This window comes from Neisseria wadsworthii 9715 (assembly GCF_000227765.1).
Taxonomy (GTDB): Bacteria; Pseudomonadota; Gammaproteobacteria; order Burkholderiales; family Neisseriaceae; genus Neisseria; species Neisseria wadsworthii.
Window position 1 is genome coordinate 847994 of record NZ_JH165159.1, and the last position, 15040, is coordinate 863033.

The following is a 15040-nucleotide window of genomic DNA, read 5'->3' on the forward strand; positions in this document are numbered from 1 at the left end:
GTTTTATTATGTATGCCTGTCTGAAAAGTGTTTAATTAGTTTTCAGACAGGCATTGCCGAAGATATATAGTGGAAGCAGTAAACTTGTGCTATAAATAAAAACGTTTTTTATTTAAACAGAAAGCGAACAGCAATGGATGCATTGGCGCTATTAACGACACGCCGTTCAAGCAAGAAATTGACTGTGCCCCGGCCAAACAGGGCGCAGATTGAAACGATGCTGCAAGCGGCAACACAGGTGCCTGATCATGGCAATATGCGGCCGGTTAAGTTTACCGTTATCGAGAGTGAAGAAGGTTTGAACCGTTTCCGCGAGCTGCTCAAGCAAACCGTGGTTGAATTAAACTTTGGTGAAGAGAGTTTGCAAAAAGCCGAGAGAGTAGGGCGTATGGCGCCTTTGGTGGTGGGGGTGACATTCAGCCCAAATCGTGAAGTGTCGAAACCCAAACCCGAATGGGAGCAAATGTTGAGCGCAGCTTGCTCTGCATATGCTTTTCAGCTGGCTGCCAAAGCGCAAGGTTTTGATAATGTTTGGATTACCGGGCTTTGGGTAAACAGCCCTTTATTGCGCGAAGCTTTCGGTTGCGCTGAAAAAGATAAAATCATTGCTTTGTTGATGGTGGGCACAGGCGAGGAAAACAGCGACGGTGCAAAAAACACGGATTTATCGGAATCGGTAACTTATTGGTAAACGATTAAAACCCGGTTGCTCTTCATGGCAGCCGGATTTTTTCAGACAGGCATCGGATAAGTGAACTTTAACTACTGATTAGCTATTGATAAGCAATCTCAAATAGAGTTATAATGTTACGTTATAACACTAGGAGGAAGTTATATGAAACCCAATATTCATCCGGAAAACTACCGCACTGTTTTGTTTTATGACAGCAGCGCAGATGAAGGCTGGCTGATTCGCTCTTGCGCGCCCACTTCTAAAACCATGCAGTGGCGCGACGGCCAAGAGTATCCTGTATTTATGCTGGATACATCATCCGCAAGCCATCCAGTATACACAGGCAAGCAGCGCGAGCATAACCGTGAAGGCCGTGCCAGCCTATTTAACCAACGCTATGCGGGCATGATGAACGCACTTAAGAAAGGATAAGCACATGCAAGTTTTATCATCTTTAAAAGCCGCCAAACAACGCCACAGAGATTGCCAAGTGGTGCGCCGTCGCGGAAAAGTTTATGTGATTTGCAAAAGCAATCCGCGTTTTAAAGCGCGCCAGCGTTAAAAATATATTCCCTTTATCTATCGAAATTGAGCTGCCTTTGGGCAGCTTTTTTTATGTTTTTGAAAGTAGATTTTCAGACAGGCATTGAGATAAATCAAAATCATATTAATCATCTGCTGTCAAATAGAATTAATAAAATTTAACTATTGAAATACATCTTCATAACCCAATATCGCATTTATCCAACAAATTAAGCTATTAAACAAGGAGCTCTAGAAACATGAGATTCGATAAATTAACCGCAAAATTCCAACAAGCTCTGGCCGATGCCCAGAGCTTGGCTTTGGCTGCCGACAACAGTTATCTCGAAGCAGGCCATGTATTGAAAGCCTTGCTCGACGATGCCGAAGGCGGCACCACAGCCCTGCTTTCACACGCTGGTGTAAACGTACCCCAAGTAAAACAACAACTTACCCAAACCCTAAACAGCCTACCCAAAGTATCGGGCACCGGCGGCGAAATCCTGCCCAGCCGCGAATTGCAGGCCGTCTTAAACCTGATGGATAAAGCCGCCGTGAAGCGCGGCGATGCCTATATCGCCAGCGAACTGTTCCCGCTTGCCTTGGTACAGCAAAACGACAACACCGGCCGTATCCTGAAAAACGCCGGAGCCACCGAACAAAACATCAACGCCGCCATTGACGCGGTACGAGGAGGAGCCTCTGTGGATAACCCCAACGCCGAAGACCAACGCGAAGCCCTGAAAAAATACACCACCGACTTAACCCAGCGCGCCCGCGAAGGCAAACTCGACCCCGTGATCGGCCGCGACGACGAAATCCGCCGCGCCATCCAAGTCTTGCAACGCCGCACCAAAAACAACCCCGTGTTAATCGGCGAACCCGGCGTGGGTAAAACCGCCATTGTGGAAGGCTTGGCGCAACGTATCGTGGACGGTGAAGTGCCCGATTCCCTGCGCAACAAACGCCTGCTGGTGCTCGATTTGGCCGCATTGATTGCCGGTGCCAAATACCGTGGCGAATTTGAAGAACGCCTGAAGGCCGTCTTAAACGATTTGGCTAAAGACGACGGCAACACCTTGATTTTCATTGATGAAATCCACACGCTTGTCGGCGCGGGCAAAACAGACGGCGCAATGGACGCAGGCAATATGCTCAAACCCGCTTTGGCACGCGGCGAGCTGCACTGTATCGGTGCCACCACTTTGGACGAATACCGCCAATACATTGAAAAAGATGCCGCGCTGGAGCGCCGCTTCCAAAAAGTATTGGTGGGCGAACCGAGCGTGGAAGACACCATCGCCATTCTGCGCGGTTTGCAGGAGCGTTACGAAATCCACCACGGCATCGACATCACCGACCCGGCCATCGTTGCCGCCGCAGAGTTGAGCAACCGCTACATTACCGACCGCTTCCTGCCCGATAAAGCCATTGATTTGATTGATGAAGCTGCCAGCCGCATCAAAATGGAGCTGGATTCCAAACCCGAGCAGATGGACAAACTCGATCGCCGCATCATCCAGCTCAAAATGGAAAGAATGCACGTTGAGAAAGAAAGCGACGATGCCAGCAAAAAACGCCTCGATTTAATCGACGAAGAAATCGCCGGACTGCAAAAAGAATACGCCGATTTGGACGAAATCTGGAAAGCCGAAAAAGCCGCTTCCGCCGGCACCGCCGACATCAAAAAACAAATCGACGACATCAAAGTCAAAATCGAGCAGGCCAAACGCCAAGGCGACTTCGCCCGCGCATCCGAGCTGGAATACGGCGAACTGCCCAAACTCAGCCAACAGCTGCAAGCGCTGGAAAACAATCCGCAAGAGCAGCAGGCCAACAAACTTTTCCGCACCAAAGTGGGCGCGGACGAAGTGGCCGAAATCGTATCGCGCATGACCGGCATTCCGGTGAGCAAAATGATGGAAGGCGAACGCGACAAGCTCCTGAAAATGGAAGAAGTATTGCACAACCGCGTGGTGGGGCAAGACGAAGCCGTGCGCGCCGTTTCCAACGCCATCCGCCGCTCGCGCTCCGGCTTGGCCGACCCCAACAAACCATACGGCAGCTTCCTCTTCTTAGGCCCGACCGGTGTCGGTAAAACCGAACTGTGCAAAGCCTTGGCGAGCTTCCTGTTTGACAGCGAAGACCATTTAATCCGCATCGATATGTCGGAATACATGGAAAAACACGCCGTTGCCCGCTTAATCGGCGCGCCTCCCGGCTACGTCGGCTACGAAGAAGGCGGCTACCTAACCGAACAAGTCCGCCGCAAACCTTACAGCGTGATCCTGCTCGACGAGGTGGAAAAAGCCCACCCCGACGTGTTCAACATCCTGCTGCAAGTGTTGGACGACGGCCGCTTGACCGACGGTCAAGGCCGCACGGTAGACTTTAAAAACACCGTGATCGTGATGACTTCCAACATCGGCAGCCACCACATCCAGCAAATGGGCACATCAGATTACGAGGCCGTGAAAGAAGTGGTCATGGAAGACGTGAAAGAACACTTCCGCCCCGAAATGATTAACCGTATCGACGAAGTGGTCGTGTTCCACGGCTTGGATCAGGCCAATATCCGCAGCATCGCCAAAATCCAGCTCAAAGGCTTGGAAAAACGCCTTGCCGCCCAAAACCTGCACCTCAAAGTCGACGATGCCGCGCTGGACATCATCGCCAAAGCAGGCTTCGACCCCGTGTACGGCGCACGCCCGCTCAAACGCGCCATCCAAGCGGAAATCGAAAACCCGCTGGCTCTTGCCCTGCTCGAAGGCAAATATCAGCCTGAAAGCGTGATTCATGTGAAAGCGGATGGGGATAATTTAATATTTGATTAACTATTTTATAGCTAACTATAACCAAAGGCCGTCTGAAAATTTTCAGACGGCCTTTTCATGAGTTAAAATACGTTTCTTTGTGATAACTTCAGCCATTATTCACTATGTCTGCACTGCAAACTCTTCTTTCAAAATTTCGCGAGCTGACTCAAACCGAACGTGATAAAGGCACGGCTTTTGAGAACCTAATTATTCGTTATTTTGAAAACGAACCTTACTACCGTAGCCAATATGCCAAAGTGCAGACCTATGCCGAGTGGGCGCAAGAGCATTTTGAATCACTAGGACTAAGCAGCAAAACCGATGCGGGTATTGATTTAGTTGCTACTACTCAAGTTGGTGAGTTCCATGCGATTCAATGCAAAAACTATGCTCCGGAAAAAACCATTCAAAAAGCAGACATCGATAGTTTCTTTACCGCTTCCGGAAAACACTATTTCAACCACCGTTATATTGTGACCACTACCAACAAATGGTCATCGAATGCCCGTGCTGCGCTAATTGACCAACATATTCCGGTAGCGGTTATCAATCTGGAAGATTTGGAAAACAGCCGGATTGACTGGACACAATATCAAATTGATGCTTCTCCCGTATTAAAAGCGCGTAAAGATCTGCGGCCACACCAACAACAAGCACTTAAAAGTGTGCAAACCCGTTTTGACGGAGGGGAAACCCGAGGCAAACTGATTATGGCTTGCGGTACAGGCAAAACCTTCACCGGCTTAAAAATTGCCGAAAACATTGCAGGTGTAGGGAAGCGGGTATTGTTTTTAGTACCCGGTTTATCCTTATTAAGCCAAACCTTGCGGGAATGGACGCAAGACAGCGAAATCGCTTTAAACAGCTTTGCCGTGTGTTCCGATAGTGACGTTGGCAAGAAAGGTAAAAAAGACGAAGATGACCGTGTGCTGGTCACTACCAGTGATTTGCAATTTCCGGCGACAACCCATGCGAAAAGTTTGGCTCAAGCCATAAGTGTTGCCGAAGCCAAAAACAATCGGCAGGCTATGACTGTTGTCTATGCCACTTATCACTCTATTGATGTGATTCATCAGGCGCAAAAACAATTCGGACTACCTGAATTCGATCTGATTATCTGTGACGAAGCCCACCGCACTACCGGAGCAACCTTCGACGGTGATGATGAATCTGCCTTTGTCCGTATCCATGATGCCGATTACATCAAAGGTGCAAAACGTCTGTATATGACTGCCACGCCGCGCATTTACGGTGAGACCGCCAAAGCTGCTGAAGGAGTGGTGTTGTATTCGATGGATGACGAAACCCATTACGGCAAAGAATTTTTTGTTCTTACTTTCTCTCAAGCCGTTTCAGACGGCCTCTTAGTCGATTACAAAGTGATTGTGCTGGCGATTGAAGAATCACATGTCAACCGTCGTTTACAAAACTTGCTTACCGATAGCAATAACGAGCTCAAAGTCGACGATGCCGCAAAAATCGTCGGCTGCTGGAAAGCCTTATCAAAATATGGGTTGAGCGGCGAGGATGGGGCTTTATATAACCCCATGCGTCGAGCTGTTGCTTTTTGCCAAGTGATTGAAAAAGAATATAAAGGCAGCAAACACAAAGTCAGTTCGAAACTCATTGCCGAAATGTTCCAAGCCGTAATTGAAGAATACCAACAAGCCGAAAGCAAAGCTTTATTAGAACACAATCCCGATTTAAAACTGCCTCCGCAATTGGCCATGAAGTGCGAAGCCGAACACGTTGACGGCAGCATGAATGCAGGCGAAAAAGAAAGCAAATTACAATGGCTCAAAGCAGAGCTGCCCGATAATACCTGCCGCATTCTTTCCAATGTACGTTGCCTGTCTGAAGGCGTGGATGTACCTGCACTTGATGCAGTACTGTTTCTTACACCGCGAAATTCACAAGTGGATGTTGTGCAGTCTGTCGGGCGCGTAATGCGCCGTGCAGAGGGCAAAAAACAAGGTTATGTCATTCTGCCGGTTGTGATTCCTGCCGGTATCGAAGCCGAAGATGCTTTGGATAAAAATGAAAACTACAAAGTCGTTTGGCAGGTGCTCAATGCCTTACGTGCGCATGACGACCGCTTTGATGCCATGATCAACAAACTAGAATTCAACGGCCAAGATACTCAAAAAATGGAAGTGATTGCCGTTGCAGACAAAGTACAGGCAAAGCAAAAACGCCAAAACAAGAGTGCAAAAGCAGTAGGTAACGCACGCGGTGGCAACGCTATCGGCACAAAACCCGAACACAATCCCGATAATCAAGGAACCATTGAATTCGAAATCGGCGAAATTGAACGCGCCTTGTACGCTAAAATCGTCAAAAAATGCGGCAACCGCCATCACTGGGAAGACTGGGCAGGCGATATCGCTAAAATCGCCCGCACCCACATCGACAGCATCACCGCCATTTTAGAAAACCCGGCTAACACCGCCGAACAAAACGCCTTTGAAGCCTTCGCCGCCGAATTACGCGACGACCTCAACAATGCCATTACCGATGCCGAAATCATCGAAATGCTGGCACAGCACATGATTACCAAACCCGTGTTCGATGCTCTGTTTGAACAATACAGCTTTGCCGAGCACAATCCCATGAGCCGCGCCATGCAAAACGTGCTGGATTTATTACAGGCCAAAAACCTTCATAAAGAACGAAACACCCTTCAATCGTTCTACGAATCCGTACAAATGCGTGCATCCGGTATCGAAACCGCCGAAGGCAAACAGAAAATCATCGTCGAGCTATACGACAAATTTTTCCGCAACGCCTTCCCCCGCATGACCGAGCGGCTCGGCATTGTTTATACCCCGGTTGAAGTCGTCGATTTCATCATCAAAAGCGTGGAAGACGTATTGCAAAACGAATTCGGCAGCAGCCTAAAAGATAAAGGCGTACACATTATCGACCCCTTCACAGGCACCGGCACCTTTATTACCCGACTGCTGCAAAGCGGCATTATTCCTGCCGACAGGCTACCTGAAAAATATCAAAACGAAATCCACGCCAACGAAATCGTTTTACTCGCCTACTACATCGCCGCCATCAACATTGAAGCCACCTATCACGGCATCTTGCACGGCAATATCGACGGCAAAATTTCAGACGGCCTCGCTTACCAACCCTTTAACGGTATCTGCCTGACCGATACTTTCCAAATGTACGAAAAAGGCGACATGCTCGATGAAATGCTGGTAGACAACAGCGCACGCCGCAAACGGCAGAAAGAATTGGATATCCGAGTGATTATCGGCAATCCGCCATATTCAGCGGGGCAAGAAAGTGCCAACGACAACAATGCCAATATCGAATACCCGCATTTGGACGACCGTATCCGTGCAACTTATGCCGAGCATTCCAAAGCCACGAATAAAAACGCTCTATACGACAGCTACATCCGCGCCATCCGTTGGGCTTCCGACCGCATTGGAACGCAAGGCGTGATCGGATTTGTGACCAACGCGGGTTGGGTGGAAGCCAACACCGCCGACGGCTTAAGAAAATGCCTGTCTGAAGAATTCAGCAGTTTGTATATCTTTCATTTGCGCGGAAATCAACGTACATCAGGTGAACGTTCGCGCAAAGAAGGAGGCAAAATTTTTGGTTCGGGAAGCCGGGCTCCCATTGCAATTTCCATTTTGGTAAAAAATCCGCAAGCCCAAAAACAAGGGCAGATTTATTTTCACGATATCGGTGACTATCTAACCCGCGAGCAAAAACTGGAAACAGTTTCCGAATTCGGCAGTATTAACGGCATTAGCGCGCAAAACGCTTGGCAGCAGATCGTACCGGATGAATTCAACGATTGGCTCAATCAGCGTGATCCGAATTTTGATGACTACATCAGCCTGGGAGATAAAAAAGATAAAGACGCGCTGGTGGTGTTTGAGAATTATTCGATGGGTATTAAAACCAACAGAGACGCATGGGTTTACAATTTTTCAGGTAGCCTTTTGCAACAGAACATGCAAAACATGATTGGTTTTTATAACTCTGAAGTCAGTCGTTTTCAGACTGCCTGTATCGGAATAGAAAAAGACAAACAGCCCGCAGTAGAAAGTTTTATTGATCCCGATACAACCAAAATCAGTTGGTCACGTGCATTGCGTTACGATATTGGAAAAGGAAGAGAACATCAGTTTAAACCGCGAGCAATGACTTTGGGTTTATACCGCCCGTTTACGAAACAACACCTTTACTTCGACAGGAACTTTGTGAACGATATTGCACAAATTCCACGAATGTTTGCAAGTGGTGATTTAACCGTAAGTCGGGCATTTATGTCTGACACCAACGCCGTTATTTCCGTAACAGGCCGCGGAGCAACCAAAGAATTCTCCGCATTGATAACCAACGAAATTCCAGACTTGGAAATGATTTCCAAAGGGCAATGTTTCCCGATGGATTTGTATGACGTTTCAGACGGCATAGAAACAGCCGAACGAACGAACGAACGAACGAACGAACGAACGAACGAACGAACGAACGAACGAACGAACGAACGAACGAACGAACGAACGAACGAACGAACGAACGAACGAACGAACGAACGAACGAACGAACGAACGAAATTATACCGCACCGCAGCATAGAGAATTTAACCATCTGCTTGACAGTAACGGGCAGCAAGGGCTTCTCGGTGCTGATGACCGATACCTTGCCCGACCTACATCTGATTGGCGATGCACAATGCTTCCCAATGTTCCTCTACGAAACGGAGGAAGCATAATGGCAACGCAAAAAGATTTATTTGCCGCAGATGCTGCACAGGGACCGTCTGAAACAGAAAAAGCACCGAAGCAGAAAAAGCTGGTACGTCGTTCTGCCATCACCGATGAAGCGTTAACGCATTTCCGCGAACCTTATTCAGCCGAAGATGCTGAAAAAATCGGCAAAGAAGACATTTTCTACTATATCTACGGATTGCTGCACAGCGAGGAATACCGTGAACGCTATGCCGACAATTTAAGCAAACAGTTGCCGCGCATTCCGCGTATGAAAAACTATGATGATTTTGCCGCCTTCAGCCAAGCCGGACGTGATTTGGCCGCATTGCATCTGAATTATGAAAGTGTGCCGATGTATCAGGGCATCAAACTTTCAGGCAGTCTGAAAGGACTCAAACTTACCCCGCAGCAAATTGTCGGTGGAGAAGACGAAGATTTCCGTGTGATAAAAATGAAATTCGCCAAAAAAGACGATAAAACCAAAGTTATCTATAACGGCAAAATCACGGTAGAAAACATTCCCGAAACTGCTTACGATTACATCGTGAACGGCAAGTCGGCAATCGAATGGGTAATGGAGCGACAAGCCGTTACCACCGATAAAAAATCGGGCATTACCAACGATGCCAACGATTGGGCACTCGAAACGATGGGTAATGCGCGTTATCCGTTAGAATTGTTGCTGAGGGTGGTTACCGTAAGCTTGGAAACTCAGAAAATTGTAAACAATTTACCTAAGCTGGAGATTTTGAAAAGTATGGAGGAAGTTGCATGCAACAACGACCATTAGGCCGCAGCGGTATCCGGGTGAGTAAAATCTGTTTGGGTACGATGACTTGGGGCGAGCAGAATACGGAGGCCGAGGCGCATGAGCAGCTGGATTATGCGCTGGCGAACGGTGTGAATTTTATCGATACGGCGGAGATGTATCCGGTGCCGCCGCGTAAGGAAACGTATACGCGCACGGAGCAGTTTATCGGTAATTGGATTAAGGCGCGCTGCCGGCGTGATGATTTTGTGTTGGCGAGTAAGATTGCGGGACCGACGGGGGCGAACGGTTTGGAGCGCTATATCCGCGGCGGCAATGATTTTTCGCGTGCGCAGATTTTCGAGGCGTGTGATGCCAGTCTGAAGAGGTTGAACAGGGATTATCTGGATGTGTATCAGCTGCATTGGCCGGAGCGGAAGACGAATTTTTTCGGCCGTTTGGGTGTGCAGGCAATCGGTGAGGACGAGCGGTTTACGCCGTTTGACGAGATTGTGGATGCGCTGGGCGAGCTGGTGAAGCAGGGCAAAATCAGGGCTTACGGTGTGTCGAACGAAACGCCGTGGGGGACGATGCGGTTTTTAAACGAACATGATCGCAATCCAGCTTTGCCGCGCGTGGCTTCGGTGCAGAATCCTTATAATTTGTTGAACCGCAGCTATGAAGTGGGCATGAGCGAGGTTTCGTTGCGCGAGGATGTGCCGCTGTTGGCTTATTCGCCAATGGCGTTTGGTGTGTTGAGCGGCAAATACCGCCACGGTGCGGTGCCGGAAAACAGCCGGCTGGCTTTGTTTCAGCGTTTTCAGCGCTATACGAAGCCGCAGGGTTTTGCGGCGGTGGAGCGTTATGCCAAGATTGCGGACGATGCGGGCATGAGCCTGGCGGTGATGTCGCTGGCGTTTGTGACGCAGCAGGCTTTTGTAGCGAGCAATATTATCGGTGCGACGACGATGGCGCAGTTGCGCGAGAATATCGGCAGCGCAGATGTGGTGCTTTCGGGCGATGTGTTGGATGCGATTAATGCGGTGCACGCGGAAATCAGTAATCCTTGCCCTTAGCGGGATGCCTGTCTGAAAGCGGGCAATAACAAATATTTATGGGTTTCGTCATACTCGGGCTTGACTCGAGTATCTTGAGTTCCAGTAACTTTAGGAGATAATCGGGTCAAGCCCGAGTATGACGGGCGTACTATTGTTTAAGCTTATTTGTCATAAGCGTTTCAGACAGGCATATTTATTTTGCTTTTCCAATCAGATAATCCACCAGCGGCGGCACGCCTTCGGCGGCTTTTTTCGGCACGATTTCTATATGCGCGCCGGATGCTTGGGGATTCGGGTCTACGAGATAAACATCGGCATGCGGCGGGGCGTAGTGCAGCAGCGAGGCGGCGGGGTAAACTTGCAGCGAAGTGCCGATAATCAATACAACGTCTGCTTCGTGCATCATGGCCACGGCTTTGGGAAACAGCGGCACGTCTTCGCCGAACCAAACGATATGCGGGCGCAGCGGGTGGCCTTTGCTGTTGGTGTCGGAAAGGGCTTGGTCGCCTGTCCATTCGATAATGTCGGTTTCGTCTAGGGTGCTACGCAGTTTGCTGAGTTCGCCGTGCAGATGCAGAACATGGCTGCTGCCTGCGCGCTCGTGCAGGTTGTCGACATTTTGTGTGATGATCTGCATTTGATAATGCTGCTCCAGCTTGGCCAGCGCCAAATGGGCGGCGTTGGGAGAGGCTTGTTCGGCCTGTTTGCGCCGCTGATTGTAGAAATCCAGCACGAGCTGCGGATTGCGTGCAAATGCTTCGGGTGTGCACACTTCTTCCACGCGGTAGCCTTCCCATAAGCCGCCGGCGTCGCGGAAGGTTTTTAAGCCGCTGTCGGCGCTGATGCCGGCGCCGGTTAGGACAATGCATTTTTTCATGATGGTTTGCCGTTCGGAATAAACAGGGTTCACTATATCAAACAATGCCTGTCTGAAAAACCTTCCAGCGGGCGGGAAAAAGGGGCGCGGAGTGCGGATTCTGCTATATTTGTTGCGGGCAAACTGATTGTTTTGCAACAAGGGGTTAAGTGATGAATGTCAATAAAGTTTGGTTTTATATTGCGCTGCTCAGCATTATTGTGGCCGGCGTGTGGCTCTCGGCGCCTGATGAGGCGGCGCAGCAGCGGATGAAAGAAGCGGTGGCCCAAAAGAAAGCGGCGCAAAAGCAGAAGCAGCAGGAGGCGGCATCGGCAGCGCAGGGTGAGAGCGGTAAATGAAGTGGTTGAAATGGATTGCGGCGATTTTGGCGGCAGCGGCTTTGGCATTGGCCGCCCTATGGTTTTGGCTGCCGCAGGATGTAGGTTTGACACCGCGCCAGAAAATGCTGCTTGGGCAGAAGCCTTTGTCTGAACGCGCGGTGGTGGCGCGTTTGGTGTTGCGCAAGGGCGCGCGTGAAATGGATGCTTATGATGAGGCGGGAAGGCTTTTGAAAACCTATCCCGTATCGCTCGGTTTTAACCCGAAAGGGCACAAGCAGTTTGAAGGCGACGGCAAAACGCCTGAAGGCAGCTACACGATTAATGACAGAAACCCAAACAGCGGCTACCACAAAAATCTCGGCGTGTCTTATCCGAACGGTCAGGACAAAGCGTTTGCTGAATCGCAAGGCAAAAGCCCGGGCGGCGACATCAAGATTCACGGCCTGCCCAACGGCTCGGGCGGCATCGGCGCACGGCATTTGCTGCGCGACTGGACAAACGGCTGCATCGCCGTTACCGATGCCGAAGTGGATGAGCTTTACCGGCATGTAAAATACAAGGCTCAAATAGATATTCTGCCTTGATTAGATTTTCGCTGTATAAACAATAAAATGCCTGTCTGAAAAAAGCTTTCAGACAGGCATCATGTTACAATCCAGCATCTTAATTCAGAGAACCTCATGCATACCCCCAACCCTAAAATCATCTTTTTCGATATAGACGACACGCTCTACAGCACAAAAGAACACCGCATTGCCGAGAGCACGCGTGCAGCTTTAAAAGCGCTCAACCGCAAAGGCTTCATCACCGCTATCGCCACCGGCCGCGCGCCCTGCCTGTTACCCGAAGTGATACGCGAACTGATTGAAGAAACCGGCATCGACATGCTGGTGAGCATCAACGGGCAATACGTGCGGCACAAAGGAAAAACATTGGCCGAATTTCCTTTGCCGCAGGCAAGTGTGCAGGAAATCATCACTTTTCTGAAGCAGGCAGATGTTGCTTACGGGCTGGTGTCTGTCGAGCACTTCAGCGTTTCGCGCGAAACAGAAGCCTTACTCGATGCCGCCGGCGCGCTTAAACTACCTTACCGAATTGCCCCGGATGCCTATCTACATGATCCGGTTTACCAGATTATCGGTTTTTACGATGAAGCCACCGAGCAATCACTCAACGGTAATTTGCCGGCAGGCATCAAAACCGTTCGTTGGCATCCTTACGGCGTTGACCTGCTGGATGAAGGAGGCTCCAAAGCTCGAGGTATCCAGGTTGCGTTGGATAAACTGGGCTTGACTATGGCGGATGCGATGGCTTTCGGCGACGGCCCGAATGATATCGAAATGATGAAAGCCGTCGGCTTCGGTGTGGTTATGGGCAACGGCCACCCAGATACCAAAGCCGTGGCGGACTTTGTTTGCCCGCCCGTAACGGAAGACGGCGTATACCGCGGTTTGCTCAGTTTGGGTTTGATTGAAGAAATGCCTGTCTGAAAATGATTCAGACAGACATTTTTATCAATATGATTTAAGGAAACAAAATTTTACATATTGATAAAAATAAAGATGAGATGCAGGTAAAAGCCGCGTAAAACCTGATTTTTACGGGCAATATTCACAGAAACGCATTGTCTTGCTGGTAATGAAAAAGGCATATTATTCATTATGTAATGTAGTTGTGCTTGAAACCGCTTTTAAAAAAGACTAAGCTGTTTTCAAGCCCCTTGGATTGATTGAAACAAGAGTGGCTGCATGTTTGATAAATCCGAATTACAAAATAGAAGGAGAATCATGATGGCAAAAAACTTGAATGTATTTGACAAAGAATACGGCCTGTTCATTAACGGTGAGTGGACTAAAGGCAGCAAAGGTGAGTTACTCACTTCTTATAACCCTTCCAACGGCGAAGAGTTGGCTAAATTTGTTGATGCCAGCAACGAAGATGTTGATGCCGCGGTGAAAGCGGCACAGGAAGCTTTTAAAACGTGGAAGAAAACTACTGCGACCGAGCGTGCTTTGATTTTGAACCAAATCGCTGATGTGATTGATGAAAATGCAGAGCTGTTTGCTTTGCAGGAAACACTGGATAACGGCAAACCCATCCGCGAAACGCGTGCAGCCGATATTCCTTTGGCGTCCGACCACTTCCGCTACTTTGCAAGTGTGATCCGAGGTGAAGAAGGCACTTGTAACCAACTGGACGAAGAAGATTTGTCTATCGTATTGCGCGAGCCTATCGGCGTGGTAGGTCAAATTATTCCGTGGAACTTCCCATTTCTGATGGCTGCGTGGAAAATCGCCCCCGCTTTGGCTGCCGGTTGCACCATCGTGATCCATCCTTCAAGCAGCACTTCTTTGAGCCTGCTTTCGTTTGCACAGAAAGTGAGCCATTTATTGCCTAAAGGGGTGTTGAACATCATCACCGGTAAAGGCTCCAAATCCGGTGAGTATATGTTGCATCATAAAGGTTTCAACAAGCTGGCATTTACCGGTTCGACCGCAGTAGGCCGTCGCGTAGGTATTGCTGCTGCGGAACTGTTGGTTCCGGCTACTTTGGAATTGGGTGGCAAATCGGCCAACATCTTCTTTGACGATATGCCCTTTGACAAGGCTTTGGAAGGTGCGCAAAAAGGCATTTTGTTCAACCAAGGACAAGTATGTTGCGCCGGTTCGCGTATCTTTGTTCAGGAAGGTATTTACGATAAATTTGTGAATGCGTTGGCTGAAGAGTTTAAGAAAGTGAAAGTTGGTCTGCCGTGGGAAGACGACACTCAAATGGGTGCGCAAGTGAATGCCGGTCAGCTGGAAACGATTTTGAAATATGTCAAAATCGGTGAACAAGAGGGTGCCCGTATTATTACCGGCGGTAAAAAAATAGAAGGTGGCGATTTGGGTAAAGGTGAATTCGTTGAGCCGACCCTGATTGCTTCCGACAGCAATGATGATCAAGTTTCCCAAGAAGAAATCTTTGGCCCGGTAGCAACTGTGATTAAGTTCAAAACCGAAGAAGAAGTAATCAAAATGGCCAATGATTCTGAATACGGTTTGGGCGGTGCGGTTTGGAGCAAAGATATCAACCGCTGTTTGCGCGTATCCCGTGCATTGGAAACCGGCCGCGTTTGGGTAAACTGCTATAACCGCTTGCCTGCCGGCGCACCGTTTGGTGGCTACAAAGCTTCCGGTATCGGCCGTGAAACCCACAAAATGATGCTGGCTGCTTACACCCAAGTGAAGAATATCTACATCAGCACCCGCGAAGAGCGTGAAGGTATGTATTAATTGCTGATT

Annotated in this window: 12 protein-coding genes and 1 pseudogene; 12 read left to right on the forward strand and 1 reads right to left on the reverse strand. The window is 49.1% G+C overall.

Going from position 1 to position 15040, the window contains the following annotated elements; all coding sequences use genetic code 11:
* The first annotated feature begins 133 nt into the window (after positions 1-133).
* From HMPREF9370_RS03785 to HMPREF9370_RS03815, 8 genes and pseudogenes are all read left to right on the forward strand, one after another.
* Complete coding sequence (locus tag HMPREF9370_RS03785) at positions 134-691, forward strand: nitroreductase family protein (protein ID WP_009116000.1); 558 nt, start codon at positions 134-136, stop codon at positions 689-691.
* 144 nt (positions 692-835) lie between these two features.
* Entirely contained in the window at positions 836-1105 is a 270-nt protein-coding gene (locus HMPREF9370_RS03790; RefSeq protein ID WP_009116001.1) for a type B 50S ribosomal protein L31, read from the forward strand.
* Between the two features lie 4 nt (positions 1106-1109).
* On the forward strand, positions 1110-1235 hold the full coding sequence (gene ykgO, locus HMPREF9370_RS03795) for a type B 50S ribosomal protein L36 (protein WP_009116002.1): 126 nt from the start codon (positions 1110-1112) through the stop codon (positions 1233-1235).
* A gap of 220 nt (positions 1236-1455) precedes the next feature.
* Complete coding sequence (gene clpB, locus HMPREF9370_RS03800; RefSeq protein WP_009116003.1) at positions 1456-4029, forward strand: ATP-dependent chaperone ClpB; 2574 nt, start codon at positions 1456-1458, stop codon at positions 4027-4029.
* 104 nt (positions 4030-4133) lie between these two features.
* Positions 4134-8618: a DEAD/DEAH box helicase gene (locus HMPREF9370_RS03805; RefSeq protein WP_009116004.1), complete on the forward strand. Its 4485-nt coding sequence runs from the start codon at positions 4134-4136 to the stop codon at positions 8616-8618.
* Positions 8537-8755, forward strand: a pseudogene (locus tag HMPREF9370_RS12600) (type ISP restriction/modification enzyme); the annotation flags it as partial. The gene HMPREF9370_RS03805 and the pseudogene HMPREF9370_RS12600, both read left to right, overlap by 82 nt.
* Entirely contained in the window at positions 8755-9543 is a 789-nt protein-coding gene (locus HMPREF9370_RS11975) for a type ISP restriction/modification enzyme (RefSeq protein ID WP_009116005.1), read from the forward strand. The pseudogene HMPREF9370_RS12600 and the gene HMPREF9370_RS11975, both read left to right, overlap by 1 nt.
* Positions 9525-10577 carry an NADP(H)-dependent aldo-keto reductase gene (locus HMPREF9370_RS03815; RefSeq protein ID WP_009116006.1) on the forward strand — a complete coding sequence of 351 codons (1053 nt, stop codon included), beginning with the start codon at positions 9525-9527 and terminating at the stop codon, positions 10575-10577. The genes HMPREF9370_RS11975 and HMPREF9370_RS03815 overlap by 19 nt, the downstream gene beginning before the upstream one ends.
* 175 nt (positions 10578-10752) lie before the next feature.
* Here the strand turns inward: HMPREF9370_RS03815 and HMPREF9370_RS03820 are convergent, their stop codons facing one another.
* Complete coding sequence (locus HMPREF9370_RS03820) at positions 10753-11436, reverse strand: SIR2 family NAD-dependent protein deacylase (RefSeq protein ID WP_040666858.1); 684 nt, start codon at positions 11434-11436, stop codon at positions 10753-10755.
* Positions 11437-11588: 152 nt separating this feature from the next.
* On the opposite strand from HMPREF9370_RS03820, the gene HMPREF9370_RS03825 reads away from it, so the two are divergent.
* The 4 genes from HMPREF9370_RS03825 to HMPREF9370_RS03840 all read left to right on the forward strand — a co-directional run bounded on the left by HMPREF9370_RS03825 (position 11589) and on the right by HMPREF9370_RS03840 (position 15031).
* Positions 11589-11774, forward strand: a complete 186-nt coding sequence (locus HMPREF9370_RS03825) for a hypothetical protein (RefSeq protein WP_009116009.1) — start codon at positions 11589-11591, stop codon at positions 11772-11774.
* Positions 11771-12340 (forward strand): L,D-transpeptidase family protein, encoded by a 570-nt coding sequence (locus HMPREF9370_RS03830; protein ID WP_009116010.1) that lies wholly within the window; start codon positions 11771-11773, stop codon positions 12338-12340. Before HMPREF9370_RS03825 ends, HMPREF9370_RS03830 begins: the two co-directional genes overlap by 4 nt.
* 96 nt (positions 12341-12436) lie before the next feature.
* Positions 12437-13246, forward strand: a complete 810-nt coding sequence (locus HMPREF9370_RS03835) for a Cof-type HAD-IIB family hydrolase (RefSeq protein WP_009116011.1) — start codon at positions 12437-12439, stop codon at positions 13244-13246.
* A gap of 300 nt (positions 13247-13546) precedes the next feature.
* A complete protein-coding gene (locus tag HMPREF9370_RS03840; protein ID WP_040666859.1) occupies positions 13547-15031 on the forward strand; it encodes an aldehyde dehydrogenase family protein in 1485 nt (494 codons plus the stop codon).
* The last annotated feature ends 9 nt before the right edge of the window (positions 15032-15040 follow it).